Genomic DNA, 25,057 nt, shown 5'->3' with positions numbered 1-25,057 from the left:
GGGCCAGTATGACAACCACCACCGACGCGCAAGCGCGCCTCTACGAAATCGTCCGCACGAAGTCGTTCGTGAAGGGCCACGTGGTGCTCGCCTCCGGCAAGGAGAGCGACCACTACTTCGACATGAAGCCCACCATGTTCGATCCCGAAGGCGCGGAGCTTCTGGCCGAACTCATTTATGCACGCATCGCCGAGACCGACGCCGACATCGTGGGCGGCCTCGAAATGGGCGCCGTGCCGCTGATCACTCCGGTCTCGATCGTCGGTCGCCGCGAAGGCCGCGCGCTCCCCGGCTTCTTCGTTCGCAAGACGGTGAAGGATCACGGCACGAAAAAGCTGATCGACGGCCTCTCCGACGTCTCCGGCAAGCGCGTTGCCATCGTGGAAGACGTGACGACGACCGGCGGCTCCGCAATGAAGGCCGTCGAAGCGCTCAAGGCAGCGGGCGCGGACATCGTGCTCGTGATCTCGATCCTGGATCGCGAGGAAGGCGCGTCGAAACTTTACGCCGACGCGGGCATCCCCTTCGCCTCCCTATTCAAAGCCAGCGATTTCCTCGACCGCTAGACCATGATCGCTTCGGACCCTATCAGTCCGAAGCGTGAATCATCGGTTTCATCAAAACGCTCTAGCTGCCGCTCTTCCCCTGCGCGTCCAGCTTACGGAACCGCTCGACGCCCTCGCTGTCGCCGAGATCGTCGAGATCGAAGACGCGGCGCATCTCGATCTCCCCGTCAGCCCCGTAGTAGGGGTTCGGAAAGCGCTTGAACCAGTCGAGCGCCTCGTCCGGCGTTGCGACCTCGATGATCGTGTAGCCCGCGATCAATTCCTTGGATTCCGCGAACGGTCCGTCGGTGACGACGCGCTTGCCGCCCTCGTACTTCTGCCGCCAGCCGTGCGACGTGGCCATAAGCCCGTTGGCGTTCACGAGCGCGCCAGCCTTCGCCAGTTCCTCGTGGTAATCGACCATTTCGCTGATCGCGTCCGCGGTCGGCATGACGCCTGCTTCGCTGTCCGCCGTCGCCTTGATCAGGATCATGTAACGCATGGGCTGTCCTCCGCTCCGTGCCTGCGCGGTTGCCGTGGGGCTCCGCATGACGGAACGACGAGCCGCCGCGGCTGGCTCCGACATTTTTCTTAGCCCGCCGCTTCGGACAAGAAAAAAGGGAGGCCAAAAGCCTCCCTTCCGGGCGAGCGGAGCGGGGTTGGGGGGGCGGGGAGAGATGGGGAAACCCCGCGCCACTCGCCAAATTCTGAGATCATGACGCCTTCGCAAACGGCAGCTCCGGCTCGTCCGGCGCGCCGGGGGCGGGAGGCGGGAAGGCGATGATGTTGCTGTCGCCACCGGCCTCGACGCCGGCCTGGCGCTGCTTGAACCAGCGGATCGAGGTGTTCGTCAGCACGGCCTCGTCCTTCACGCGCTGGATCAGGAGGCCGTCCTCGGCTTCGAGGATGCGCATCATCTTCGCTTCGATCGCTTCCTCGCTCTCCTCCGAACGCACGTACCAGGTCTGTTCCAGGGGGCGGGCCCAGCTCTGGCCGGCAGCCATGATCGCCTGGGCGACGACGTGCTTGATGAGGTGGGGCTTCGCGAGATCGTAAGAGATGAGGTAGGTGCGCATGAGGGGCTCTCCGTGGGCAAGGAGCAGTGTGGGGGACGCGGTGAGAACGTAGAGAGAACGTGTCATGAGTCGCTGTGGGCGTCTAGAGTCCGTTCGAATTTTGTTCTCATCGCGGTGCGGCTATGGAGAGACAGTGGCGAACGGAGCGCGCATGACGAACATGTCCGCAACACACCGAACATGGATAATCGCGGCGACGTCAAAGCGCTAACCGGATTTTCTCAATCGAACATATGAAGCTGATCGGGATGAGGTGTGCGTGAAACGCGCACATGCGGCCCGGCATCGATGCGGTCGACGAGGGAAGGAAAGCGCGCAGCGAAGGCTTCGAGCGCCTTGTCGCGGCTTCCCGCGAATCTGTCCTCTTGCCAGATTTCGTAGAGCCGCCGCGCGTCGCAGCCATAGCGCCGGACGAGATCGACACGCCGGACACGCAGCCAGCGGGCGATCCAGATCTCGATCGCATGATCCTCCGTGAGAGGCGCGGCGGCCCCGGGCTGCGGCGATAACGCGTGAAAAACGGCTGGCATATGTGAACACACGGACTTGACGCTTGGCGACAAACTCTATTGATCGGGCAATATCATAGCAAACATATGGCGGAACGAGCCGCCCCGCGAAGGCAAGAACGAGGGGGCCTAGTGTGATTTTATTTCCGGCCATCGACCTGAAGGATGGCAAGTGCGTCCGCCTCAAGCTCGGCGAAATGAGCGAGGCGACGGTCTTCAACGACGACCCGGTGGACCAGGCCCAGACCTTCGAGCGCCAGGGCTTCAAATATCTCCACATCGTCGATTTGAACGGCGCCTTTGCGGGCCGCCCCGTGAACGCCGACGCGGTGAGCGCGATTCTGAAGGCCACCACGATGCCCGTGCAGCTCGGCGGCGGTATCCGCGATCTCGCAACCGTTGAGACGTGGCTCGCGCGCGGCATTCGCCGCGTCATTCTTGGCACGGCCGCCGTGCGCGATCCGGACCTCGTCCGCGAAGCCTGCAAGAGCTTTCCCGGCCGCGTCGCCGTCGGCATCGATGCGCGCGGCGGCAAAGTCGCCGTCGAAGGCTGGGCCGAAACGTCGGAACTGACGGCCATCGATCTGGCGCGCCGCTTCGAGGACGCGGGCGTGGCGGCGATCGTCTACACCGACATCGACCGCGACGGCGTGCTGACCGGCCTCAACCTGCCCGCAACGGCCGAACTCGCGCGCGCCGTCTCGATCCCGGTCGTGGCCTCGGGCGGCCTTGCGTCCATCGAGGATGTGAAGGCGCTGCTGACGCCGGAGTACAGCATTCTGGAGGGCGCGATCACGGGCCGCGCGCTCTACGACGGACGCATCGACCCCAAGGAAGCGTTGGAACTGCTCGCGGCGGCGTGATGCACTGGCGCGCTAGTCGCCGCCTCCTCCGCCGCCATCGCTGCCTCCCCCGCTGTCGGAGCAATCCGAACGCGTGGACGAATCCGAATTCTTGGAGCGCGACGTCGTATCTGCGCCACCCCAGTGGGGCGCGTAACTCTGGTCGTGGTTTGTGGGATGCTGTCCGCCGCGATGCCTCGAAGTCCTGCGCCGTCGGATGACGAGGGTCGCAAGCACGGACAGCGCGCACGCCGCGGCCAAAAGAACCATCCAGTCGCTCGAAGCGGTAACGAACATACTGCACCCTCATATCCTTGTGGCGGGTACGGAGACTATGATACCGGGAGCGCGAAAATAAGATGCCCGCTTCCGTCGGGACATGAGCAGAGACACCATGCTGAAAACTCGCATCATCCCCTGCCTTGACGTGAAAGACGGTCGCGTCGTCAAAGGCGTGAACTTCGTGGATCTGGTGGATGCGGGCGATCCCGTGGAGGCCGCCGCGGCCTATGATGCGGCGGGCGCGGACGAACTCTGCTTTCTCGACATCACGGCGTCGCACGAAGCGCGCGACGTGATCTTCGACGTGGTGGAACGCACGGCCGAGCGCTGCTTCATGCCGCTGACGGTCGGCGGCGGCGTGCGTACCGTGGACGACATCCGAAAACTTCTCGAAGCCGGTGCCGACAAGGTCTCGATCAACACGGCGGCCGTGTTCAACCGCGAGTTCGTGCGCGAAGCGTCCGAGAAGTTCGGCGCGCAGTGCATCGTCGTCGCCATCGACGCCAAGCGCGTGTCGGCGGAAGGCGAGCCGCCGCGCTGGGAGATCTTCACGCACGGCGGACGCAAGCCCACCGGCATCGACGTGATTGACTATGCGAAAGAGGTCGTCGCGCTCGGCGCGGGCGAAATCCTTCTCACGTCCATGGACCGCGACGGCACCAAGGCCGGTTTCGACATCGCGTTGACTCGAGCTGTTTCTGATGCGGTTCCTGTGCCTGTCATCGCGTCGGGCGGTGTTGGAAATCTCGACCACTTGGTGGACGGCGTCCGCGACGGCCATGCGAGCGCGGTGCTCGCCGCGTCCATCTTCCACTTCGGCACCTACACCATCGGCGAAGCGAAGAAGCACATGGCCGACGCCGGCATCGCCGTCCGCCTCGACCGCCCTGTGGCCTGACACGACGACCACCTGTCATCCCGGCCAAGTGGAGCGTCATGCCGGAGGCATGCTTCCAGCATGACGGAACGCAGAGCCGGGACCTAGGAAAAGCTTCTATCGCGAAATATCGCGTCTTCGACGAGCATTGCGCTGGGTCCAGGATAGGGCTTCGGGTCGTGCTGAAAGCGCGGAAGCATAGACGCGCCTCCGCCTTTCCGGGATGACAGCGGGAGCGGGGCCTCTGGCCGTTTCACCCCGGCGTCTTGTCCGGATATCGGCAGAGATCGCGGATCAGGCATCGGGGGCATTCGGGCTTGCGCGCCTTGCACACATAACGCCCGTGCAGGATGAGCCAGTGATGCGCGAACACGCCGTACTCCTGCGGGATTTTCGCGAGTAGATCCTCTTCCACCTTGAGCGGTGTCTTGCCGTCCGAAAGCCCGATGCGGTTCGAGACGCGCAGCACGTGCGTATCGACAGCCATCGTCGGCGCGCCGAATGCGACGTTCATGACCACGTTCGCCGTCTTGCGCCCGACGCCCGGAAGCGTTTCGAGCGCGTCGCGATCCTGCGGCACTTCGCTGGCGAATTCGCGGATCAGCCGCTCGCTGAGCAGAATGACGTTTTTCGCCTTCGCGCGGAAAAGCCCGATGGTTCGGATGTGCTCGCGCACGACGTCCTCGCCGAGTGCGACCATCTTCTCCGGCGTATCGGCTTTCTGGAACAGGGCGCGCGTCGCCTTGTTGACGCCTGCGTCCGTCGCCTGCGCGGACAGCACCACGGCGACGAGCAGCGTGTAAGGGTTCGAATGCTCGAGCTCGCCCTTGGGTTCTGGATCGGCCGCCTGAAACCGCCGAAAGACCTCCGCGACCTCAGCCGGCGTAAGTCCGCGATTTCGCCCCCGCCCCTTGGCGGCTCCAGGCTTTTTGCGCGGCGGGTTTGCGGAGGAGGAACGGGGTGCGGTGCTCATGCGCTTTGACAATTCTGACCCTGAAAGTAGGATAACCCGACTCTACGAGTAGGCTAACCGCATGAATGATACCGGACCCGCATCGGCCGACGCGAGCGTGTTTCGCGCCGTTCTCCACCCCCATCGCTCGCTCAGCCCCGAGGGCTTCCTGATCCTGATGGTTGCGATCGGGGCGGCGAGCTTCGTCATGGGCATGGCCTTCGTGCTCATGGGGGCCTGGCCGGTGATGGGCTTCTTCGGGCTCGACGTGCTGCTGGTCTATATCGCGTTCAAGCTCAACTATCGCGCCGCCGCCGCTTACGAGCTGGTCGAGCTGACGCCCCGAACGCTGACGCTCACGCAGGTTGCCGCATCGGGCAAATCCGAGAGCTTCGAGTTCAACCCCTACTGGGTTCGCGTCCTGTTCAGCGAGCGTCACGACGGCGCCAATCGCCTGAAGCTCGCCTCTCACGGCCGGGAATTCGAGTTCGCGCGCCTCCTGAATGACGAGGAACGGGCCGATTTTGCGCGTGCTCTCACGGGCGCCCTCAACGACGCCCGCGCAACCTTCACCGCCTGACGCGGGGCATCCGTCATCGACAAATGAAAGGCCGGGCGCGCCCCCCGGAGCGCCCGGCCTTTCCCCCCGTCTAAACGGTTGCCGCGTGAAGCGGCGGATATCCTCAAACGTCGGCGGATTCCTTGTCTTCCGAGCCCTGGGCAGCCAGTGCGGGAATGCGCGGTTCCTGGATCTCGCGCTCGCGGCGGCGCGGCTGCGGCGGCTGGAACGCGCGGCGCGCATGAAATTCGCAGTAGGGAAGCCCGGCCACCTTGGTCTTGCCGCAGAAGTGGAAGTCGGCGGCCTGCGGATCGCCGATCGGCCAGCGGCAGCTGCACTCGGTGAGCGTCTGGATCGTGCGGCGCTCCTTCGGCGGGATCACGAGTTCTTCCACCGAGGGCGTAAACGGCTCGGCCTCGGGCTGATAGAGCGCGCGAAGCGCCGGATTGCCCTGGGGCGCAAAGCGGGTTTTCTGCTGGACCCGGCGCGCGTTGGCGGCCGTGCGGGTGCGCGGACGATGCGACTTCATCCGCGACGTGGTCGCGCGGCCGGAAAGGCCGAGGCGGTGAACTTTGCCGATGACGGCATTGCGCGTGACGCCGCCAAGGCGTCCTGCGATCTGGCTGGCAGAGAGCCCCTCGGACCACAGCTTCTTCAAAAGCTCAACCCGTTCGTCGTTCCAAGCCATGGATCGGTGCTCCTCAAAGCGTAACGCCTCCGGGTCATGGAACCCGGACAGGCAGGCGCGCGAACGGAGCGATGGCGGACACGACGAGGCGATGTGTTGAACACACGCCAAGCGTGAGCAGAGCCAAATGCTGCTCGCAACGCGAACTGATGATGACGCGGAACTAAGGGCGGACCGGCGGGCGGAAAGCCGCTAGGGTACAAGGTCCGAACGCAGGCCAGACGAGGTACGCGGGACATGCTGCAAACTCAGCGACATGTCGTGTCTGGACCCGCTCAAACTACAATAACTTGTTTTTCTTGTACAAGGCGCGCCTAGTTGATCTAGGGGTATTGACAGCGAATGAGTGGCTCGCTCGCCACAGAGTGAGTCGCCGTCCCTTGTAATGCGGGCCTTTCCCGACCTTTCCCCGGAATTAATTGCAGCGAATAACGTCCCGCGCTGGATGGGGCGAGCCTGGCTCATGGCGAGACCGGACGAGCCCCGCCCGCCGGCCTTCGATCCGTTGACACGAGAGCAACAGCGGCGTATCACGCCTGCTTCGCGCAGCCGCCGGAAGGGCGGCTTTCGTCATTTTGGGGAGTGGGATGGGCGCCATGTCCAAACCCCTCAGAGCCTCGTCCAGCCAGGATGCGGGTGCCTCTCGGGGCCCGTCGCGCTCCGCGCCGCCTGCCGTCATGGGGACGTATGCGCGCCAGGACGTCGTGTTCGCCCGGGGCGAGGGCTCCTGGCTCGAAACCGAGGACGGCGCGCGCTATCTCGATTTCGGCTCGGGCGTCGCCGTCAATGCGCTCGGCCATGCGCATCCCCGGCTCGTTGCGGCGCTGACCGAGCAGGCCGGCAAGCTCTGGCACACATCCAACCTCTACCGCGTCGCGGGCCAGGAAGACCTGGCCGCGCGGCTCGTCGCGGCCACGTTCGCCGACCGGGTATTTTTCTGCAATTCGGGCGCGGAAGCCTGCGAAGGCGCGATCAAGGCCGCACGGCGCTATCATTTCGTCTCCGGGCAGCCGGAGCGGTGGCGGATCGTGACCTGCCGCGGCGCTTTCCATGGCCGCACGCTCGCCACCCTCGCGGCGGCGGGCAACGAAAAATATCTCGAAGGCTTCGGCCCCGAAGCGCCGGGCTTCGATCACGTGCCGTTTGCCGATCTCGAAGCTGTTCGCGCCGCGATCGGCCCGGAGACGGCCGCCGTCATGATCGAGCCCGTGCAGGGCGAGGGCGGTGTCCACGTTCCCCCGGCCGACTACCTCAGAGGCCTCCGCGCGCTCTGCGACGAGGCGGGCATCCTGCTGGTGCTCGACGAGGTGCAGACCGGCATGGGCCGCTCGGGCAAGCTCTTCTCGCACGAGTGGGCCGGCATCGCGCCCGATATCATGGCGGTCGCCAAAGGGCTCGGCGGCGGCTTCCCGGTGGGCGCGGTGCTCGCGACCGAAGCGGCAGCGGCTGGCCTCACGCCCGGCACCCACGGCTCCACGTTCGGCGGCAATCCGCTGGCCATGGCCGTCGGCACGACGCTACTCGACATCATGCTCGAACCGGGCTTTCTCGAAGGCGTCGAGCAGAAGGGCCAGCATATGCGCCAGGGCTTGGCGCGGCTTCAGGACCAGTTTCCCGCGCTCGTCACCGAGATCCGCGGCCAAGGGCTGCTCACGGGCATCAAGGTGAACGCTGAGCCGCGCGACGTCGTGACGGCAGCCCTTGCCGAGGGACTTCTCGTCGTCGGCGCGGGCGACAACGTCGTGCGCGTCATCCCGCCCCTCAACGTCGCAGAGCACGAAATCAGCGAGGGTCTCGACCGCCTCGCACGCGCGCTCGCCGCCGTTTCCAAATCGCAAACCTGAAATCTTAACCCCGGAACCTGGAGCCGGCCCAAGCGCCATGGCCAAACCCTCCGCTATTCGACATTTCCTCGATCTCGACGAGATCGACGCCCGCACGCTCCGTCGCATCATCGACGCCGCCCACACGATGAAGGCGGCCGGCAAGCGCGTGCCCGTGAAACTGCGCCCGAAAGGCATCGCGGACGACGTTCTCGTGCTGATCTTCGAGAAACCGTCGACGCGGACGCGTGTGTCGTTCGACATCGCCATGCGTCAGCTCGGCGGCCAGACGATCATGCTGAACCAGAACGACCTTCAGCTCGGGCGCGGAGAGAGCATTTCCGACACCGCGCGCGTGCTGTCGCGCTATGCGGATGCCGTCATGCTGCGTGCCAATTCGCACGACACGCTGCTTGAGCTTGCGAAGAATTCCACGGTGCCGGTGATCAACGGCCTGACCGACAAATCGCATCCCTGCCAGATCATGGCCGACATCCTGACCTTCGAGGAGAGCATCGGGCCCATCAAAGGGCGCAAGGTGGCCTGGGTCGGCGACGGCAACAACGTGGCGGCCTCCTGGATGCATGCTGCGGCCAAGTTCGGCTTCGAGCTGCGCGTGGCCTGCCCCGACGAGTTGCGGCCGAAAGAAGACATCGTGGACTGGGTGCGCCGTGAAAAGGCGAACGTCACCATCATGAAGGACGCGGCGAAAGCCGTGAGTGGCGTCGATTGCATCGTGACCGATACGTGGGTGTCGATGGGCGACACGGACGAAGCCCGCCGCAAGAAGCTTCTGAAGCCCTACATGGTCGACGAGGCTCTGATGGCAAAGGCCGCGAAAGGCGCGATCTTCATGCACTGCCTGCCGGCCTATCGCGGCAACGAGGTGACGGAGAGCGTGCTCGAAGGGCCGCAATCGGTGGTGTTCGATGAGGCGGAGAACCGCCTCCACGCCCAGAAGGCCATTCTCGCCTGGTGCCTGGGCGCCGTCTGAAATGTCATCCCGGCCAAGCGACGGCGGAAGCCGGAGCGCCGAGCCGGGACCTAGCAAAACCTTCTATCGCAAAAATATCGCGTCTTCGACGGCTCTAGCGCTGGGTCCCGGCGCTCCGCTTCGCTTCGGACGGGATGACAGAAGAGAGTTGCTCGCAGCGCGCTTCCCAGCCTTTCGAAAAGTGGTGTAAGAGCATCTGCGTTCGAACACGCTGGATCAGGGCAGGGGGAACACCGCGATGAGCATTCACACCATCATTGGCTGGGGGCTGATCCTCGGCCTTGGGCTCGCCGCCGCCGTTTATTCAGCGCAGGCTGAGGAGCCGGTGGCGCTGCTCGCGACGACCGCATTCGTAAGTCTGCTTCTCGCGGCCGTCGGCGTCACCGAGCGCAGAAGCCTGACCCGCGCGGGCGCAAAGCGGAGCCTGATCGAGGCCACGACCGCCCGCTACATGGGCTTGATCTGGCTCTGGGGCGGTGCGGCGCTGATCCTGATCTATACGCTGGTCATGTACTGGCGGGAGTGGTCGCACTTCTCTGCCGCGTTCGTGGGCGTGGGCCTGCTGTGCCTCGGCTTTTCCTGGATGCTGTCCAAGGACGCAGCGCAAGGCCGTGAAGACGAGACCATGCTCAAGATCGGCCGGTATCTCGGCATCGGCCAACTCGTGGGCATGATCGTCACCATGATCGGCCTCGGCATCGACCCCAACAAGGAGTTCCTCTACACGCGCAAGGCCGATTGGGCCGGAAACGCCATCTTCCTCTTCGGCGCGCTCGGTCTCGCGGTCATCTCGGCACACGCGTTGATTGACGCGCCCAAGAAATCTTCCTAGGCAAGTCTCCGGAATGAGCATCAATCAGCATGGGCGGGCTTTCGCTCCGGGCATTTCGCTTCGGCCGCTTCTTCCGTGGCTGCTGTTGGCGGCCGCGGTGAGCATCACGATGATGGTGCTGGGCGCCGGACGCGGCGATCGCTTTCTGCCGGCGCTGGCGGCAGGCCTCCTGGTGGCGCTGGTCGTCGGCACCGGGCTCGGCATCAACGCGCCGTTGTGGTCGCGTGGAAGCCACCCCCTTGCCGGACAGGAAGGGCCAGCGGTCGTCAAGGAAGCGCTGAGATGCAACGTCTGGCTCGCCGCATTCGTCTACGCATGGGGCGCGTCTGCGTTGTTCGCCATGTACACGCTCTCGGATCTCGTCTGGCGCCACGCGTTTCAATACGCCACGGGCGCTGCGGTCTTCGCAGCGTCGCTCGGGATCTACGGAATTCTGTTGGGCAACGCCCGCAATTGGCCCGTTCCGCCGCTGATCCTCACCATCGCCCACGGCGGCGCGGTCGGTCTCGGCCTTGCCTACATGATCGGGGACGGGAAGCTCGCGACCTTGAGAGGCGACTGGGCCGCCAACGAGGTGTTCCTGTGGGGCGGGATCGCGATCATCGCATTGTGCGTCATGTCCGCGATGACGCAAACCCGCGTCACGCGTTCCGGAACCGGGGACGGCGCTTCTCGGTAAAGGCCGCCATCCCCTCCTTCTGATCGTGGGTGGCGAACATGGCGTGGAACGTGCGCCGCTCGTAGCGGATGCCTTCCGCCAGCGTCGTCTCGTGGGCGCGATTGACGCAATCCTTGGTCATCATCGCAGCGGTGAGCGACATCGACGCGATGGTCTCCGCGGTCTTGAGCGCATCGTCGAGCAATTCCGCCGCCGGCACGATGCGCGCGACCAACCCGGCCCGCTCCGCTTCTTCCGCATCCATCAGCCGTCCCGTGAGGCACAGCTCCATCGCCTTCGATTTTCCGACCGCGCGGATAAGCCTCTGCGTGCCGCCGGCGCCCGGCATGATGCCGAGCTTGATTTCGGGCTGCCCGAACTTGGCAGTGTCGGCGGCGAGGATGAGATCGCAGCTCATGGCAAGCTCGCAACCGCCGCCGAGCGCGAAGCCCGCCACCGCCGCGATCACGGGCTTGCGCGCGCGGGAGATGCGGTCCCAACTCGCGATGAAGTCGCCCTTGTAGGCCTCCATGTAGGTCTTGGCCTGCATCTCCTTGATGTCGGCGCCCGCCGCGAATGCCTTTTCGGATCCGGTGACGACGATGGCGCCGATCCCCTCATCCGCTTCAAAAACGTCGAGCGCTTGGTTCAGCTCGGCAATGAGCTGATCGTTGAGCGCGTTGAGCTGGCCCGGCCGGTTGAGCGTGATCAGCCCCACGCGCCCGCGCGTCTCGACCAGGATCGTCTCGAACGTCGTCTCCGTTCCCGCCATGCCGTGCCGCCTTTCGCTAGACCATGATCGCTTCGGACCTTATCAGTCCGAAGCGTGAATCATCGGTCTCATCAAAGATCTAGAGCGTCCGATCCGATCTCGTCGGATCGGGCGTTCTAGAGGATCAGCGTTGGCAGACCGGACAATGGAAGCTCGACCGGCCGCCCTGGATGCTGCGTTGCACGATGCCCCGGCAGCCGGGCCGGACGCAAGGCTCGCCTTCCCGGCCGTAGACTTCGAACGTGGCCTGGAAGCTGCCGCTTTGCCCGTCGGCATGGCGGTAATCGCGAAGTGTCGATCCCCCGGCTGCGATTGCGTCTTCCAGAACAGCCTTGATGGTGCCGGTGAGCCGCTCCGCGTACCGCGTCGGCTTTCCGCCCGGCGTTGCCAGGACGGATGCTGGCCGCGAGGGCTTGAGCCCGGCCCGGAACAGGGCTTCGGCCACGTAGATGTTGCCGAGCCCGGCGATGATACGCTGGTCGAGAAGAAACGCCTTGAGATCGCGGCGCGCCCCGTGCGCGCGGGCCGCGAGATAGTGCGCGTCCAGGCCTGCCGTCAGCGGCTCCACGCCAAGTCCGCGCATCATCGGATGGGCGTCGAATTCCGCATCGGGGATCAGCAGCATGTAGCCGAAGCGGCGCGGGTCGAAGTACGCAACCTCCGCGCCATCCGCGAGCGCGAAGAGCGCATGCAGATGCCGCTCTTCGGCGGCCGTGCCATAGGCGTAATCGCCCATCAGCCGCGCATCCGTCTCGTCCGCGTTCTTGACGTGGAACCGCCCCGTCATGCCGAGGTGCATGAGAAGGGCTTCGCCTGTCGAAAGCCGTGCGACGAGATATTTGGCCCGCCGGTCGAGAGAGAGCACCCGCGCGCCCGTGAGGCGCTCGGCGAAGCGCTCGGGAAACGGAAACCGCAGGTCAGGACGGCGGACGTCCATGCGCCGGATGACCTGGCCCACGAAGGCGCGTTGGAGGCCTCTCCGAACGGTTTCGACCTCGGGCAGCTCAGGCATGACGCGCCATGATCCTCAGGTTGTGCCGTCGCTGCGGGCCGGATCCGCCGAGCGCCGGATCGCGAGTCCGATGGACACGACGACGATGACGCCCAGCACCTCGAACACCCGCGCGACGCCTTTGGCCGTGAGGCCGAGCGCCTCTCCCACGCTGTGCATCACGCCTGCGAGCAGCGGCTCCGTCGCGATCAACTCGCCCGCGACCCAACCGAGCAACGCCGCCCCGCCCCAGATAAGAATGGGAAAGCGCACGAGCAGCGAGGTGATGAGCGTCGCACCGCCGACGACGAGCGGAACCGAAAGCGCGAGGCCGAACACGATCAGCATCGGATCCCCGTGCGCGGCCGCCGCGATAGCAAGCACATTGTCGAGGCTCATCACGATATCGGCGATGGCGATGATGCGCACGGCTTCCCACAGGCTCGTCCCGCTCTTGACGTTATGATCCTCAGGATCGCTCGCTGTGACGAGCTTGAGCGCGATCCAGACCAGCAGAAATCCGCCAGCGAGTTTCAGAAGCGGCACGTCGAGCAGTTGCTGCACCACGAGCGTGAAGACGACGCGCAGCAGGATCGCCACCCCTGCCCCGAGCAGGATGCCCATCATGCGCTGTTTGGGCGGGAGCATCCGGCACGCCATGGCGATCACGACGGCGTTGTCGCCCGCGAGCACGATGTCGATGCCGATAATCTTGAGGATCTGAAGCGCGTAGGCGGTATCGATCCCGAGTGCATCCAGCCAGGTCATGGTGAGGCCTTTCGTGGCCGGTCGCTCACGAGCGGTCGGTCACCATCTTTGGAGTGAGGGAACACGGCGAAAAGCGTCGGCGGTCGTCCCCGAAAGGAGCTGATAATCTCTGCCTCGCGGGCGGACAAGTCCCCAATAGGGTCGCTGCTCCGCGAGAACGATCCCGAGTTGGGCCGGGCGAGGTGAGAGACCGTTCAGCGCACGAGAAAAAGCGGACCTTCCAGGATCTCCGCCAGCGGTGCCACATCCTCTTCGTCCCGCACGAAATGGCCGCCGAAGCGCGCGATGACGAATCCCGCGCCCTCCCGGCGCAGTGTCTGCGCCACCGATCGCGGGCTTTCGAGGCCCATGTCCACGACGTCGAGCTTCACCGCCGGTGTTGCACCGAGCGCAAGCCGCACCTGTCCTTCCAGCCACGCGTCGTGGCCGTGCGCTTCATCGAGAAGGCAGAGCCGCGCTTCGCTCGCCGTCGCCGCCGCGATACGGCGCGCGGCGCGCATCATGGGCATCGTCCGGTCGAGGTCGTCGATGATGGCGATGACGGGTCCGCTGGTGCGCTGGGCCTTGGGTCCGGCGACGACGACCCCGGTCGTGGCGTGCACCGTCTCGAACACGCTTGTGAGCGACATTCCGTTGCCTCGCCGGATGGGCATACCCATGGTCACCACGTTCCATGGGCCGTTGCGCGCGCAGGCTTCGGCGAGAGCATGCACGGGCTCTGCGCGAACGATGTGCGCTTCCGCTCTCACGTCTGCGGCCTTCGCCTGCGCGAGCACGCGGCGCTGAAGCGACGACGCGTGAGCCTTCATCTGCCGAGCAAGCGCCTCGGCCGTAAGCTTTCGAGATCCTCGGCCTGAAAGCGGGACCTCGCGCGCAAACGGCAGTGCAGCGAAATCGAAAAGCTGATGGTCCGCCACGAACAGGCTCTCGACCTCCGCCTGGAAGGCCTGCGCAAGGCGGAACGCAGCCTCGATTGCGGTCTGTTGCGGGTCGTCGGCGCCCCCCATCCACAGCACGACACGGCCCCGCTGTTCTCCGGCCTCCGCCACATGCGTGATCATGCGCGGCCCTCCCGAGCGCCCGGGGACTTGTCCGCGCCGCGCTCGAATGTGCGTTGGGCGTCCGCGAACGCCCGCAGCTTGGCTTCGATGCGTCCGTTCACGCTCTCGGCGGCAAATTTTCCGTCGGCGCCGCGCACGCCTGCCTCGCAACCCGTTATGAGCGTGAGCGCTTCGTCCACGGTCTTGACGGCGTGAACGGCGAAGCGCCCGTTCCGCACGGCCTCCACGATGTCCTCGCGCAGCATCAGATGCGCGCGATTGGCGTCCGGAACAAGAACGCCCGGCGTGCCCGAAAGAGCGTGAGCCTGACAGGCATCGAAAAAAGCTTCGATCTGGTCGTTGATCCCGTCCACCGGCTGCACGTCGCCCCATGGATCGACCGCGCCTGTCACGGCCATATCCTGCCGCAACGGCTGATCCGCAAGCGCCGAGAGGAGCGCGAGAAGCTTGGAGAGCGCTATGCCGTTTTCGGCAGCACCGCGAAGGGGCGGATCAACGGCGAGCGTCGCAGCGAGTGCGAGGGGAATGTCGCGCGCGAATGTCCCGGCGAGGTAACTCCGCACGATCTCCCCGTGAATCGCGTCGGGCGCTTGCGTGCACACAATGTCCGTGACGCGCCCCCGTCCAATATGGGCGCGCGCGGCAACGCGATGCGCTTGTCCGGAGCGAACGCCGCTTGCCTCGATGGTGCTGAGCGCAATCGTATGTCCAGACTTTTTTCCAGCCGCATTGTCGGGAATGGGGGCGGCTGCGCTCGGTGCGCCCGTCCGCTCGCGAACGCGATCCGCCCGCTGCGTGCGCTCGCTCATCGCACGCGCCACGTCCTCGGCAGTCGTAACGTCGCGTCCGGCGTGCTTGGACCAGAAATCGGCTTCGCGCGCGAGGTCGGAGATCCGCCCGATGTTGAGCGTGACCTTGTCGCGGTGGCCGGCGATGCGGCTTGCATCCTCGATCAACCGCGCGACCCCACCCGCGTCGAACGGCTTGAGCGCGTGCGTCTTCACAATCGACGCGATGAGGCGCGCCAGGCGGTTGTCGTTCACGGCGCTGCGCGGCATTGCCTGCTCGAAGCACGCCCGCACTTTGAAGAGACGCCCGAAGTCCGCATCGGCTGCTTCGAGACGCTCGGCGTCGTGGTGCGTCCCAAGCAGGATCACCTTGACATCGAGCGGGATCGGATCGGTGTCCTGCGACGCCGGACCAAGCCGGATCTCTCCCGTTTTGAGGGCGCGCTTGAGCGCGTTCCGGGTTTCCGGTGTGGCGATCAGGCCCCGCGCATCGAGCACCAGCATACCGCCGTTCGCCATGTGAAGCACACCCGCGAGGATGCGGTGTGTGGCGGTTGCGGGTGTTAAAGTGTCATCTGCGGGCGCTATGCAGCCGATCAGGCTCTCCGGCGTGAAATCGGACGCGTAAACGACGGGCGCCCCTGCATCCTTCGCGTGCGTCACGACCACATGGACGACGTAGCGGCCGAGGCACGCGTCCTGCGTCGCGGACGAGAGCAACGCCTGCGCATTGGCAACGAGATCGCGCTCCAGATCCGCCAGAAATGCCGTTGCTTCCGGGACGTCCGCAAAGTCTTGCGAGACGTCGTCGAGTGCAGCCTCGATGGGATGGCGCGCGGTCTCGACATCGAGCGCGGCAAGCTGGCGCCGCCGTTCCTTATCGACCGCGGGCGCGCTCGTAAGGATCGCTTCGAGCTCCGATTGCAAAGTCACGACGCGGCTTTCCACGTCGCGCCGCATGACCTGGGGAAGCTGGTTGAACACTTCGGGCTTCACCACCTGGCCGTCGTGCATCGGCGCCATGCCGAAGCCGAGCGGTGTGCGTAGCACGGCGATGTTCTGTTCGGCGGCCTTGGCGTGGAGGGCATCGAGCGCGTCGTCGTGCGCGTTGCGATAGTCTTCCTCAATAGCGCGGTGCCGGGCGCGATAGTCTTCCGCCGCGAATGCGGCGGGAAGGGTTGCGCGAAGCTCTCGCACGGCGGCAGCGACACGCTCCGCGAGAAAAGGCGCACGCCCGGCCGGGAACTTGAGCGCGCGCAGTCGATGCGGATCTTCGAAGCTCTGAACATAAGCCCAGTCCGCTGGCGTGGCGGTGCCGCGTTGGGCGTTCGAGAGATAAGCGAGGATGGCTGTCCGCTTTCCCGCTCCCGGCGGCCCGAGTACGAAAATATTGAAATCGCGCCCGCGCATTTTGAGGCCGAAATCGAGATCCGCGAGGGCGCGGTCCTGGCCGAACGGCCCATCGTCCGGTTCGAGGTCGGCGGTGGTTTTGAAGCCGAGCGCGGAGGCGTCGACGCCCCGGCGCAGCGCGTCCGCGGGAATCCCCTGTCCCTGAGACGGCGCGCCCGCGCTCTCGGCGGACGGCACATCGCCCTTTTTCTCGGCCTCGGACGCATCCGCCGCCTCGGCCGGTTTCTCCTTGTTACGCCTCTTGAAGAACATGGATCGCGTGGGCCTCACGAGAACTCGAAGTGGAGAGCACGGCCATCCGGCCCGGAAAGGGCGGATTGCCGCGTGCCTGTCATGTAGAATGGCCTCGACGAACGAGATGAAGGAGAGTGCGGGACTATGATGGACATCAAGGCAATCTGGTGTCAGTCCCGCATGGCAGATCCGTGACCGGCATGAACGACATTGTAGATAACGGGATTTTGGGGGGCTCTATTCCCTCGCCGAGCCTCGGCGGTCCGCAGTCGGACGTTGCGCGAGAGATCTGTCGCGGTGTCGTGCGGCTGTTGGCGGCCCATGGCCTCGCTGCGATTTCGGAAATGCCGCTTCCGAACGGCCGCCGCGCGGACGTAATCGGGATCGCGCCCGACGGCGGAATTTGGATCGTCGAGATCAAATCCTGCCTTGAGGACTTCCGCGCCGATCACAAGTGGCCGGAATACCGGGAGTATTCGGATCGCCTGTTTTTTGCGGTGCTGCCGGTATTCCCGCTCGACGTACTGCCGGGCGAAACCGGCCTGATCGTCGCCGATCGCTATGGCGGGGAAATCCTGCGCCCAGCACCCGATCACCGTCTCGCCGCACCGAGGCGCAAGGCCATGACGCTCCGGATCGCGCGGGCATCCGCGTCTCGGCTTTCGGTCTTGCTAGACCCGACACTCCCGGCCGCCATCGGCCGGGACATCTTCGATGTATAAAAAGAAACGGGCCGCTGCCGGCCCGCTTTGTTACTTCGGTGCGCGCTTGGCGAGAATGCGCTGCAGGGTTCGCCGATGCATGTTGAGCCGCCGCGCCGTCTCGGACACGTTGCGGTTGCACAGTTCGTAGACGCGCTGGATATGTTCCCACCGGACCCGGTCGGCCGACATCGGATTGTCCGGCGGCGCGGCTTTCGTATTGGGCGGGGCAAGCAGCGCGTCCGTCACGTCGTCGGCATCCGCGGGCTTTGCGAGATAATCGACGGCGCCGAGCTTCACGGCCGACACGGCGGTCGCGATGTTACCGTAGCCGGTCAGCACGATAATGCGTGAATCCGGCCGCGTCCGCGTGAGTTCCGCAATGACGTCGAGGCCGTTTCCGTCTTCGAGCCGCATGTCGACGACCGCGAAGGCCGGCGCATGGGCACGGATCAGCTCGATGCCTTCGGCGATCGAGTGAGCGCTGCGAACATCGAAGCCGCGGGTTTCCATGGCGCGGGCAAGCCGCTGCAGGAAGGCACGATCATCGTCCACGATGATCAGTGAGCGATCCTCGGGCAGTTCGTCTTTCTGGAATGATAGGTCTTCGGTCTCCACCGCGCACCTCCCGAGTTTCTTTATATGAGCGGCTTATGCTTCGTCAGGGATAGACTCAAACCTTTTATCACGAGTTTTATCCGGGACATCGCGCAAATCTGCGGAGTCCAGAACATGGTGAATACACCGGGTTCCTCGTTTCTTCTGTTGTCCTAGCACCTTATATCGCATCGGAAATCGGATCGCCCGGACCGGGAGGCTCTCTGAGCTGGGCCCTTGGGTGGATCGGCTCCCGGCTTTCGGGTGCCGCCTCGAAGGCGGCTCTTGGCCAGATGATATGCACCCGGGCGCCATGCTCGGGCGCCGGCCGGTTGTCCAGATGGAGCCGCGCGCCGGAGCGTTCGAGCAGCGTCTTGGCGATGAAGAACCCGAGCCCGAGCCCCGAAACCTTGGGATTGCTACGGTTCCGGCGCACGGCCGCACGCGCTGTCACATAAGGTTCGCCCAGGTTTTCGATAAGTTCCGGTTTGAAGCCGGGCCCGTCGTCGGCGATCAGCACGGAGACGATATCGCCGTCCCACTCCGCGCTGATGTCGACGCGGGTGTTCGAGAAATCCACCGCGTTCTCGATGATGTTGCCGAGACCGTAGATGACGCCGGGCCTGCGGACGCCGAGAGGCACGCGTGCGTCAGGCCCAGCCGCCGAGGCGGCTGGTGCGGCCCGAATGGCCAGGATCGTCCCCGACGCCATGTAGGGCGATGCCGCCTCGTGGATCATTTCCTTCACGTTCAGGCTCGCGTGCAGCGGGTCCTCGTCGCGCGGGTGGCGCGTGAGCTTCTGCAGGATCTCCCGGCACCGCTGAGCCTGGCTCCGCAGAAGCAGAATATCCTCGCGATACGGGCTGTTCTTTTCGATCTGACGGTCGAGTTCGTTGGTGACCAGGGTGATCGTGGAGAGCGGGGTGCCCAACTCGTGCGCCGCGGCCGCGGCTAGGCCGTCCAGCGCATGCAGCTTCTGCTCGCGCGAGAGCACGAGTTCCGTCGCGGCGAGCGCCGTCGACATCTTCTGACCCTCTTGCGTCAATCGCCAGACGTAAAGCGCGAGGAACGGCATGGACGACGCGACGGCGGCGAGAACGCCGAGCTTGTAGACCAGCGGGTGATAAAGCCCGCCCTCGGGCATCCATGGGAGCGGCAACCCGTAGAAGGCGAGAAACGTCGCGCAGACCACCGCCAGCACCCCGAGCCCGATGGTGCGCGTGAACGGCAATGTCGCGGCCGACACCGTGACGGGGGCCACGATCAGCATCGTGAAGGGATTGTCGATGCCGCCCGTCAGATAGAGCAGCGAGGCAAGCTGGATGATGTCGTAGGCCAAGAGCGTCGTGGCGAAGTTGACGGAGAGCCGGTGCCGCGCCGGATAGAGGATCCCGAGGAAGACGTTCACCCACGCCGACACCGCGATCACGATCAGGCAGGGTCCCACGGGCAGGTCGAAGCCGAGCCCGAAGTAGACGATGCTGACCGCGATAATCTGCCCGAACACGCCGAGCCATCTCAGCCGGACGATGGTGAGCAGCCTCAGCCGGCTGTCGCTGCCGGTGAGAATTTTACGTTCGACGTCTTTGAGTAGATTTCCAGGCACGGGTGACGGCTTCCGATTTGGGCGTGTGGTGAGCCCTGAGTATTAGCATACGGGCCCAGCCCGCCCCTATGCCAGCGGACGGCCCGGGCGGGGGAAACCCTGACACGAAGATAGGGGCTTCTGCGGTCCGGTAAACCGCCGAAGTGCGATTTCGCAAGAGCGAAAGGGTGGATGAGCGTGGCCGCGGCCCCAGCGGGGGCGACCATATGGCCTGGGAAATTCCAGTCATCTTTGTATACCTTGCGCACCGCAGCCTCGCTCCGTGTCCTTTAGGCTAGACCCGCGGGGCGGGAGCGTTCAGCGCATCCCGAATGCCGAACGCATCGATAAAAAAACGAGAGTGACGCGCCATGGCGGGAAATACGGGTGAGGCGAAAAGAGCGGGCACGTCGCGGCGCACGCTTTTGCTTGCGCTGTTGATGGGGCTTCTGGCCGGCGTGGTGACGGCGGTCCTGTTGCTTGCCGATTTCGGCCAGACAGGTGACCCGCGTGAGGCATCGACGGGGCGGGCGCTGATCGGCGGCCCGTTCAGCCTCGTCAACGCCGAGGGCGCGCGCGTAACGGAGAAGGATTTCTCCGGCAAGCCGATGCTGGTTTTCTTCGGCTTCACGAACTGTCCCGACGTGTGTCCCTCCGGCCTTCAGATCATTGCCGCAGCCCTCGATCAGCTCGGCGACAAAGCGAAGGCCCTGACGCCCATCTTCATCACCGTCGATCCCGAGCGCGACACGCCGGAAGTGACGGGCCAGTACGTCAAGAGTTTCCACCCCGCCATCGTCGGGCTTTCCGGCCCGGCCGACGACGTCGCAGGCGCAATCAAGGTTTATCGCGTGTACGCGAAGAAGGTCGAGAATCCGGAGACGCCGGATCATTACAACGTCGATCACAGCGCCTTTCTCTACTTGATGGACAAGAACGGCGAGTTCATCAGACATTTCCCCCACACGGTGGACGCCGATACGCTCGCCACCGAACTCGCCAAGGTGTTGTAGGCGCGCACGAGTCAAGCCTCGCGAATCAGTGCATCCTGAGCGGCGGGGGACGCGCGAGAAAATCAACGAACTTCCGTGTCTTGCGGCCAACGCGCCGCACCTGGCCGTTCGCGATCCGGGCTTTGCCACAAGCGGAGCGGGACCATCGGACAACGGTTGCGGTCCAGTGAGCGCACACGAGCGGGGAGCATCGATTGTGCTTTATCACTGGTACGAAATGAGCCACGTCGCTCTGAAGCCGGCGCGGGCTGTCGCGGAATCCGTCCGCTACCTCGTCGAGAGCCCGCTCAATCCATTCGCGCACACGCCCGTGGGGCGGCACGCCTCCGCGGCCTGCGAAGTGTTCGAACGCACGACGCGCCGCTACGACAAGCCGGTGTTCGGGATCTCGCAGACGGAGGTCGGCCGCCGCAGCGTGGCGGTGACCGAGCAATCGGTCTGGGAGCGCCCGTTCTGCCGGCTCGTTCATTTCCGCCGCGACATCCCGGTCGAGGAGCGGGAGGGTGATCCAAAGGTGCTGCTTGTCGCGCCCATGTCGGGGCACTTCGCGACGCTGCTTCGCGGCACCGTCGAAGCGTTGCTGCCGAGCCATGAGGTCTACATCACCGATTGGCAGGATGCCCGCGCGGTCCCGCTTTCGGCCGGCACGTTCGGTCTCGACGACTACATCGATTACGTCCGCGACATGCTGCAGGGTTTCCGCGGCGACGTGCATGTCTTCGCCGTATGCCAGCCGGCAGTGCCCGTGCTGTCCGCGGTGTCTCTCATGGAGGAGGACGACGATCCGGCACTGCCGCTCAGCATGATCCTCGCGGGCGGCCCTATCGATACGCGGATGAGCCCGACAGCCGTGAACCGCGTGGCGGTCGAGCGCGGCACGGAGTGGTTCCGCCGCAACGTCATCACGAATGTGCCCTGGCCGAACCAGGGCGTGGGCCGCCAGGTTTATCCGGGCTTCCTGCAGCTTTCGGGGTTCATGTCGATGAACCTCGACCGTCATGCCAACGCGCACAAGGAGCTGTTCATGCACCTCGTGCACGGCGATGGCGATTCCGCCGAGAAACATCGCACGTTCTATGACGAGTATCTCGCCGTGATGGATCTCGCGGCCGAGTTCTATCTCGACACCATCGAGCGGGTGTTCGTCCAGCACGCGCTGCCCCACGGCTCGATGACCCACCGGGGCCGCCGCGTCGTTCCGGGCGCGATCCGGCGCACGGCGCTGATGACCATCGAGGGCGGCAAGGATGACATCACCGGCCTCGGCCAATGCCGAGCGGCCCACGATCTTTGCACGCGCCTGCCGGCCGCACGCCGGCTGCATCTGGAATGTCCGGAGGTCGGCCACTACGGCATTTTCAACGGCTCGCGCTTCCGCGCCGAGATCGCGCCCGCCGTCGCGCAATTCATCCGCTCGTTCGATCCGCGCGCAGAGATGATCCCGACGCGTCCTGCCGCGTCGCGCGTCGCGGCCCCGTCTGTCGCGGGCAACTACGATCCCGCTTCCGTCGCCTTCACGTTCGCGCCGGCCAACGACGTCGCGCCCGTCGATCCTGATGCAGCGGTAGTCAAACCTGAAAAACTCTAGAGCGTGTTCATTTCAAACGAACTCGACGCTGTCCCTCCCCCCCTTGTGGGGGAGGTTAGGAGGGGGGGATTGAGCACCATCTGGTGTTGGGCTTCCCCCCACCCCTAGCCCCTCCCCACAAGTGGGAGGGGAAAAACGCGAGTCCGTCTGACCTGAACGTGCTTTAGGGGATCCAGCCTTTATCGAGATCCATCGCCTGGCGTGCCTTGGATGCGCCGTCGCGGTCGAAGTGGACCGCCGTCCAGCCCAGATGCGTGCCCTCCTCTTCGGATGACTTCGAACGCAGCGAGATCAGCACGCTTTCGGCTGCGTCGATCGTCATGGGCTTCGTCAGCGGGAAATAGAGCTGCTCCCAATGCGTGCGCGGCGCATCCGGCGCGGTTGAAAGCGTGACGCCCGAGATCAGCTCCGCCTCCCACCAGTAGGCGAAACCATAGACCGTCTGCGCCTGATCGAGCGTCCACGACGCCTCGCCCTTGCGCGCGCCGCGCGTGTCGGAGCCAAGCGTGACCTCGTCCCACACTTTCGCCGCGCCGCTGCCGCCCAGCAACTCGTCCGCCGCGAGGGTCCGCACATAGACGTTGTTGAGGCTCATCTCGCGCGCGACCGAAAGATCGAGCCCAAAGCCGACATCGTCCCACACTGTGAGCTCGCGTTGAATGCGGTCGGTGATGACGGGCGCCACGAACTGCCGGATGCGTGAGGGAATGATCACGCCGCCGTCCTTGAGGTGGCGCCGCTCGGCATCGGCAAGCGTCGCGATGATGTTTTCTTCGAACGCATAGTTGCCGAGCGTTTCCGACACCACGAGATCGACGCGCGGCGGGTCCTCCATCTCGGTCGAATGACACGGCATGAGATGGCAGCCGCGCGCGCGGTTGGCGCGCAGCGTCGCGTCCGCAACGCCCGCCACCTCGGCCGCCTCGTAGAGAATGACGTCGCGCGCGCCGAGCTTCGCGGCCATGAGCCCGATCAGACCCGTTCCCGCGCCGATGTCGGCGACCGTCGTCTCGCCCTTCCGGATCGTGCGGGCGAGCGCGTCGTGGAACGCCTGGTTGCGAACGCGGTCGGCGATCAGCGTGCGATGGTATTCGATGCGCATGGAACCTCGGTCAGGCCGCGGCGGGTGCGGCCGGTGCCGTTGTGTAGCTGAGGCCGCGATCGCGCGCAAAGTGCAGCATGGCGCGCTCGGAAAGCGCCGTGATGGTGAGCAGCGGATTGACGCCGAGCGAGCGCGGGATCACCGCCCCGTCGATCACGTAGAGGCCGTCGTGAACGTCCGTGTCGCCCGCGCCAGCAGCCCCGTTGAAAACGCGGCACTTGTGATCGACGACGCCGTCCGTTCTGTCGCGGCCCATGCCGCAGCCGCCGAGCGGATGCGCGGTCGCGGGCTGGTGGCCCATCACGGTGCCCGCGAGCGGGTTCTTGACGTAGGCTCCCCCACTCTCCGCGACGAGCTTGGAGAGAATTGCGTCGAGCCGCGCATAGACCGGCTCGTCCTTGGCGTTCTCCCAGGCGAGGCTCAACGCATCGTCTTCGAGCGAGAAGCGCCCCGAGGCGCTGTCGTGCGAAACGGCGAAGAAGGTCTGCAGGCTCGCGAACGGACCTTTGTAAACGCCGCTGATCAGGCTTTGCAGCGCACCGAGCAGGCGCCCGTTGGGCACGAACATGACAGGCAGCACGGACGCGAACGCGGACGGCAGCGCACCCTCCTGCACGTTGAGTTGGTTCGAGAGCGTCTCCGGGTCGCGGAATTCGATCTGGCCGGAGACGGACGCGCCGATTTCGAGCCCGTCCACCTTCGCAGGATGGCCGACGCCGACCGCGTTGACGGGCGTCTTTGCGCCATAGCCGAAAGCGATGATGTCGCCGTTCGCCGAAAATCTATGACCGATCTTGTCGGAAAGCGGGAGGCCGGCCGCGCGCGAGCGAAGCAGGATTTCGGTCGAGCCGAGCGTACCCGCGGCCAGAACCACAACGGGCGCTTCGATGGTCGTCTCGTCCGGTTCGCCCGGCTCCGGCGCGCTGGCGCGCAGCATGACCTTCCACACGCCATCGGCGCCCTTGCGAACGGTTTCTGCCTTGAGGCCGGTGAACACGTCGGCGCCGTGATTCACAGCGTCCGGAAGATAGGTAAGCGCGACCGTGTTCTTGGCGCCCACGTTGCAGCCCGCGCAGCAATCGCCGCAGCGTGTGCACGCCGCCTGGGCGATGCCGGCAGGGCTGACGGTATCTTCAAAAGTAACGGCGATGCGCGACGCCACAGGTTCGGCCCCCATGGCCCGTCCCGCGCGCTCCAGCACCTTGAACTTGGTCATCTCCCGCGCACGCGGATCGGCCACCGGCCGCAGCCAGGCTTCCGCGCGCCGGAACCCCTCATCGAGCATTCCGTCCTGCGCGATTTGCCCCGGCCACGCGTGATCGGTGAACACGCGGCGATCCGGAACCAGCGACACGCCGGCGTTGACGAGCGATCCGCCGCCGAGCCCACACGCCACGAGCACGTGCATGTCGCGCCCGAGCCGCACGTCGTAGATCGCCTGCTCGGAGCCGCTGCGGAAGTTCTTACCCGTGACCCGGAACTCGTGGCGAAGATCGGAGAATTTCTGCGGGAAAGAACCCGTCGGGATTTCCCGCCCGCGCTCGATGACGGCGACGCGCTTTCCCGCCCGCGCGAGCCGCGAGGCCGTCACCCCGCCGCCATATCCCGAGCCCACGACGACCACGTCGTAGCGCGGCTTGAGCGCGGCACGCGGAAGGCTCAGCCGAGACATTCGCTTCCCCCATCTGAAACGCCGGACACGCCCCGGAGGCGCGTTGCGTTTGAAGCCCGAGGCGTACCGCGGCAGACCGCCGAACGCAATGCGGCGTGAGGAGGGTGGGAGCTGCCGTTCATAACCATGGTTGAGCAT

The 25,057-nt window shown here is 65.3% G+C and carries 25 protein-coding genes; 11 read left to right on the top strand and 14 right to left on the bottom strand.

All coding sequences use genetic code 11. The features are described from left to right. Window positions 1–8: 8 nt before the first annotated feature. Complete coding sequence (gene pyrE, locus W911_RS00795) at window positions 9–566, top strand: orotate phosphoribosyltransferase (RefSeq protein WP_023785608.1); 558 nt, start codon at window positions 9–11, stop codon at window positions 564–566. Between the two features lie 61 nt (window positions 567–627). Here the strand turns inward: pyrE and W911_RS00790 are convergent, their stop codons facing one another. The 3 genes from W911_RS00790 to W911_RS00780 form a co-directional block, all read right to left on the bottom strand. Next, a complete protein-coding gene (locus W911_RS00790) occupies window positions 628–1,047 on the bottom strand; it encodes a YciI family protein (protein WP_023785607.1) in 420 nt (139 codons plus the stop codon). 211 nt (window positions 1,048–1,258) lie between these two features. Further along, on the bottom strand, window positions 1,259–1,621 hold the full coding sequence (locus W911_RS00785; RefSeq protein ID WP_023785606.1) for a hypothetical protein: 363 nt from the start codon (window positions 1,619–1,621) through the stop codon (window positions 1,259–1,261). Window positions 1,622–1,842: 221 nt separating this feature from the next. Beyond that, a complete protein-coding gene (locus tag W911_RS00780) occupies window positions 1,843–2,151 on the bottom strand; it encodes a hypothetical protein (RefSeq protein ID WP_023785605.1) in 309 nt (102 codons plus the stop codon). Window positions 2,152–2,264: 113 nt separating this feature from the next. Between W911_RS00780 and hisA the strand changes: the two genes are divergently transcribed. After that, the gene (hisA, locus tag W911_RS00775) at window positions 2,265–2,993 is read left to right on the top strand and encodes a 1-(5-phosphoribosyl)-5-[(5-phosphoribosylamino)methylideneamino]imidazole-4-carboxamide isomerase (protein WP_023785604.1); all 729 of its coding nucleotides are present in this window, start codon (window positions 2,265–2,267) and stop codon (window positions 2,991–2,993) included. Window positions 2,994–3,366: 373 nt separating this feature from the next. After that, a complete protein-coding gene (gene hisF, locus W911_RS00770; protein WP_023785603.1) occupies window positions 3,367–4,152 on the top strand; it encodes an imidazole glycerol phosphate synthase subunit HisF in 786 nt (261 codons plus the stop codon). Window positions 4,153–4,384: 232 nt separating this feature from the next. Here hisF and nth read toward each other — a convergent pair whose 3' ends face one another. Then, on the bottom strand, window positions 4,385–5,104 hold the full coding sequence (gene nth, locus W911_RS00765) for an endonuclease III (RefSeq protein ID WP_023785602.1): 720 nt from the start codon (window positions 5,102–5,104) through the stop codon (window positions 4,385–4,387). 61 nt (window positions 5,105–5,165) lie between these two features. On the opposite strand from nth, the gene W911_RS00760 reads away from it, so the two are divergent. After that, window positions 5,166–5,663: a DUF2244 domain-containing protein gene (locus tag W911_RS00760; protein ID WP_023785601.1), complete on the top strand. Its 498-nt coding sequence runs from the start codon at window positions 5,166–5,168 to the stop codon at window positions 5,661–5,663. A 103-nt stretch (window positions 5,664–5,766) separates the two neighbouring features. Here the strand turns inward: W911_RS00760 and W911_RS00755 are convergent, their stop codons facing one another. Continuing rightward, the gene (locus tag W911_RS00755) at window positions 5,767–6,330 is read right to left on the bottom strand and encodes a GcrA family cell cycle regulator (RefSeq protein WP_023785600.1); all 564 of its coding nucleotides are present in this window, start codon (window positions 6,328–6,330) and stop codon (window positions 5,767–5,769) included. A 677-nt stretch (window positions 6,331–7,007) separates the two neighbouring features. Here W911_RS00755 and W911_RS00750 point away from each other — a divergent pair. The 4 genes from W911_RS00750 to W911_RS00735 all read left to right on the top strand — a co-directional run bounded on the left by W911_RS00750 (window position 7,008) and on the right by W911_RS00735 (window position 10,658). Beyond that, window positions 7,008–8,174, top strand: coding sequence for an aspartate aminotransferase family protein (locus W911_RS00750; RefSeq protein WP_041316866.1), 1,167 nt, complete (start codon window positions 7,008–7,010; stop codon window positions 8,172–8,174). A gap of 37 nt (window positions 8,175–8,211) precedes the next feature. Then, window positions 8,212–9,147: an ornithine carbamoyltransferase gene (gene argF, locus W911_RS00745; RefSeq protein ID WP_023785598.1), complete on the top strand. Its 936-nt coding sequence runs from the start codon at window positions 8,212–8,214 to the stop codon at window positions 9,145–9,147. Window positions 9,148–9,385: 238 nt separating this feature from the next. Next, a complete protein-coding gene (locus W911_RS00740; RefSeq protein ID WP_023785597.1) occupies window positions 9,386–9,979 on the top strand; it encodes a hypothetical protein in 594 nt (197 codons plus the stop codon). A gap of 13 nt (window positions 9,980–9,992) precedes the next feature. Next, entirely contained in the window at window positions 9,993–10,658 is a 666-nt protein-coding gene (locus tag W911_RS00735) for a hypothetical protein (RefSeq protein WP_023785596.1), read from the top strand. Here the strand turns inward: W911_RS00735 and W911_RS00730 are convergent. The 5 genes from W911_RS00730 to W911_RS00710 all read right to left on the bottom strand — a co-directional run bounded on the left by W911_RS00730 (window position 10,621) and on the right by W911_RS00710 (window position 16,679). After that, window positions 10,621–11,409: an enoyl-CoA hydratase gene (locus W911_RS00730; protein WP_023785595.1), complete on the bottom strand. Its 789-nt coding sequence runs from the start codon at window positions 11,407–11,409 to the stop codon at window positions 10,621–10,623. The genes W911_RS00735 and W911_RS00730 overlap by 38 nt on opposite strands. Before the next feature lie 124 nt (window positions 11,410–11,533). Further along, the gene (gene mutM, locus W911_RS00725) at window positions 11,534–12,421 is read right to left on the bottom strand and encodes a bifunctional DNA-formamidopyrimidine glycosylase/DNA-(apurinic or apyrimidinic site) lyase (protein ID WP_023785594.1); all 888 of its coding nucleotides are present in this window, start codon (window positions 12,419–12,421) and stop codon (window positions 11,534–11,536) included. A 15-nt stretch (window positions 12,422–12,436) separates the two neighbouring features. Beyond that, window positions 12,437–13,168 (bottom strand): TerC family protein, encoded by a 732-nt coding sequence (locus tag W911_RS00720; protein WP_023785593.1) that lies wholly within the window; start codon window positions 13,166–13,168, stop codon window positions 12,437–12,439. Window positions 13,169–13,362: 194 nt separating this feature from the next. Continuing rightward, complete coding sequence (locus W911_RS00715) at window positions 13,363–14,229, bottom strand: universal stress protein (protein WP_023785592.1); 867 nt, start codon at window positions 14,227–14,229, stop codon at window positions 13,363–13,365. Further along, window positions 14,226–16,679 (bottom strand): AAA family ATPase, encoded by a 2,454-nt coding sequence (locus W911_RS00710; RefSeq protein WP_023785591.1) that lies wholly within the window; start codon window positions 16,677–16,679, stop codon window positions 14,226–14,228. The genes W911_RS00715 and W911_RS00710 overlap by 4 nt, the downstream gene beginning before the upstream one ends. Before the next feature lie 182 nt (window positions 16,680–16,861). On the opposite strand from W911_RS00710, the gene W911_RS00705 reads away from it, so the two are divergent. Further along, window positions 16,862–17,383, top strand: coding sequence for an MmcB family DNA repair protein (locus W911_RS00705; RefSeq protein ID WP_023785590.1), 522 nt, complete (start codon window positions 16,862–16,864; stop codon window positions 17,381–17,383). A 30-nt stretch (window positions 17,384–17,413) separates the two neighbouring features. On the opposite strand, the gene W911_RS00700 is transcribed toward W911_RS00705, so the two are convergent. Together W911_RS00700 and W911_RS00695 are read right to left on the bottom strand one after the other, a co-directional pair. After that, window positions 17,414–17,980, bottom strand: a complete 567-nt coding sequence (locus W911_RS00700) for an ActR/PrrA/RegA family redox response regulator transcription factor (RefSeq protein WP_023785589.1) — start codon at window positions 17,978–17,980, stop codon at window positions 17,414–17,416. Window positions 17,981–18,140: 160 nt separating this feature from the next. After that, window positions 18,141–19,565: an ActS/PrrB/RegB family redox-sensitive histidine kinase gene (locus W911_RS00695; RefSeq protein ID WP_023785588.1), complete on the bottom strand. Its 1,425-nt coding sequence runs from the start codon at window positions 19,563–19,565 to the stop codon at window positions 18,141–18,143. 350 nt (window positions 19,566–19,915) lie between these two features. On the opposite strand from W911_RS00695, the gene W911_RS00690 reads away from it, so the two are divergent. Together W911_RS00690 and W911_RS00685 are read left to right on the top strand one after the other, a co-directional pair. Continuing rightward, window positions 19,916–20,557: an SCO family protein gene (locus tag W911_RS00690; protein WP_023785587.1), complete on the top strand. Its 642-nt coding sequence runs from the start codon at window positions 19,916–19,918 to the stop codon at window positions 20,555–20,557. 196 nt (window positions 20,558–20,753) lie between these two features. Next, a complete protein-coding gene (locus tag W911_RS00685; RefSeq protein ID WP_023785586.1) occupies window positions 20,754–22,145 on the top strand; it encodes a polyhydroxyalkanoate depolymerase in 1,392 nt (463 codons plus the stop codon). Between the two features lie 163 nt (window positions 22,146–22,308). On the opposite strand, the gene W911_RS00680 is transcribed toward W911_RS00685, so the two are convergent. Next, on the bottom strand, window positions 22,309–23,247 hold the full coding sequence (locus W911_RS00680; protein WP_023785585.1) for a 50S ribosomal protein L11 methyltransferase: 939 nt from the start codon (window positions 23,245–23,247) through the stop codon (window positions 22,309–22,311). A gap of 10 nt (window positions 23,248–23,257) precedes the next feature. Further along, window positions 23,258–24,919: a GMC family oxidoreductase N-terminal domain-containing protein gene (locus W911_RS00675; RefSeq protein WP_023785584.1), complete on the bottom strand. Its 1,662-nt coding sequence runs from the start codon at window positions 24,917–24,919 to the stop codon at window positions 23,258–23,260. Window positions 24,920–25,057 lie beyond the last annotated feature (138 nt).

The sequence above is a fragment of the Hyphomicrobium nitrativorans NL23 genome, from assembly GCF_000503895.1.
GTDB lineage: Bacteria > Pseudomonadota > Alphaproteobacteria > Rhizobiales > Hyphomicrobiaceae > Hyphomicrobium_C > Hyphomicrobium_C nitrativorans.
Note: the sequence above shows the minus strand (reverse complement) of the source record. Positions and strands in the feature narration are given on the sequence as shown.

Bases quoted from the DNA above. Each gene is read 5' to 3' on its own strand.
- W911_RS00680 (WP_023785585.1), bottom strand. From the start codon at position 23,247: ATGCGCATCGAATACCATCGCACGCTGATCGCCGACCGCGTTCGCAAC.
- W911_RS00675 (WP_023785584.1), bottom strand. From the start codon at position 24,919: ATGTCTCGGCTGAGCCTTCCGCGTGCCGCGCTCAAGCCGCGCTACGAC.
- mutM (WP_023785594.1), bottom strand. From the start codon at position 12,421: ATGCCTGAGCTGCCCGAGGTCGAAACCGTTCGGAGAGGCCTCCAACGC.
- W911_RS00780 (WP_023785605.1), bottom strand. From the start codon at position 2,151: ATGCCAGCCGTTTTTCACGCGTTATCGCCGCAGCCCGGGGCCGCCGCG.
- W911_RS00710 (WP_023785591.1), bottom strand. From the start codon at position 16,679: ATGTTCTTCAAGAGGCGTAACAAGGAGAAACCGGCCGAGGCGGCGGAT.
- W911_RS00720 (WP_023785593.1), bottom strand. From the start codon at position 13,168: ATGACCTGGCTGGATGCACTCGGGATCGATACCGCCTACGCGCTTCAG.
- nth (WP_023785602.1), bottom strand. From the start codon at position 5,104: ATGAGCACCGCACCCCGTTCCTCCTCCGCAAACCCGCCGCGCAAAAAG.
- W911_RS00705 (WP_023785590.1), top strand. From the start codon at position 16,862: ATGAACGACATTGTAGATAACGGGATTTTGGGGGGCTCTATTCCCTCG.
- argF (WP_023785598.1), top strand. From the start codon at position 8,212: ATGGCCAAACCCTCCGCTATTCGACATTTCCTCGATCTCGACGAGATC.
- W911_RS00730 (WP_023785595.1), bottom strand. From the start codon at position 11,409: ATGGCGGGAACGGAGACGACGTTCGAGACGATCCTGGTCGAGACGCGC.
- W911_RS00760 (WP_023785601.1), top strand. From the start codon at position 5,166: ATGAATGATACCGGACCCGCATCGGCCGACGCGAGCGTGTTTCGCGCC.
- W911_RS00755 (WP_023785600.1), bottom strand. From the start codon at position 6,330: ATGGCTTGGAACGACGAACGGGTTGAGCTTTTGAAGAAGCTGTGGTCC.
- pyrE (WP_023785608.1), top strand. From the start codon at position 9: ATGACAACCACCACCGACGCGCAAGCGCGCCTCTACGAAATCGTCCGC.
- W911_RS00735 (WP_023785596.1), top strand. From the start codon at position 9,993: ATGAGCATCAATCAGCATGGGCGGGCTTTCGCTCCGGGCATTTCGCTT.
- hisF (WP_023785603.1), top strand. From the start codon at position 3,367: ATGCTGAAAACTCGCATCATCCCCTGCCTTGACGTGAAAGACGGTCGC.
- W911_RS00715 (WP_023785592.1), bottom strand. From the start codon at position 14,229: ATGATCACGCATGTGGCGGAGGCCGGAGAACAGCGGGGCCGTGTCGTG.
- W911_RS00740 (WP_023785597.1), top strand. From the start codon at position 9,386: ATGAGCATTCACACCATCATTGGCTGGGGGCTGATCCTCGGCCTTGGG.
- W911_RS00690 (WP_023785587.1), top strand. From the start codon at position 19,916: ATGGCGGGAAATACGGGTGAGGCGAAAAGAGCGGGCACGTCGCGGCGC.
- W911_RS00790 (WP_023785607.1), bottom strand. From the start codon at position 1,047: ATGCGTTACATGATCCTGATCAAGGCGACGGCGGACAGCGAAGCAGGC.
- W911_RS00750 (WP_041316866.1), top strand. From the start codon at position 7,008: ATGGGGACGTATGCGCGCCAGGACGTCGTGTTCGCCCGGGGCGAGGGC.
- W911_RS00785 (WP_023785606.1), bottom strand. From the start codon at position 1,621: ATGCGCACCTACCTCATCTCTTACGATCTCGCGAAGCCCCACCTCATC.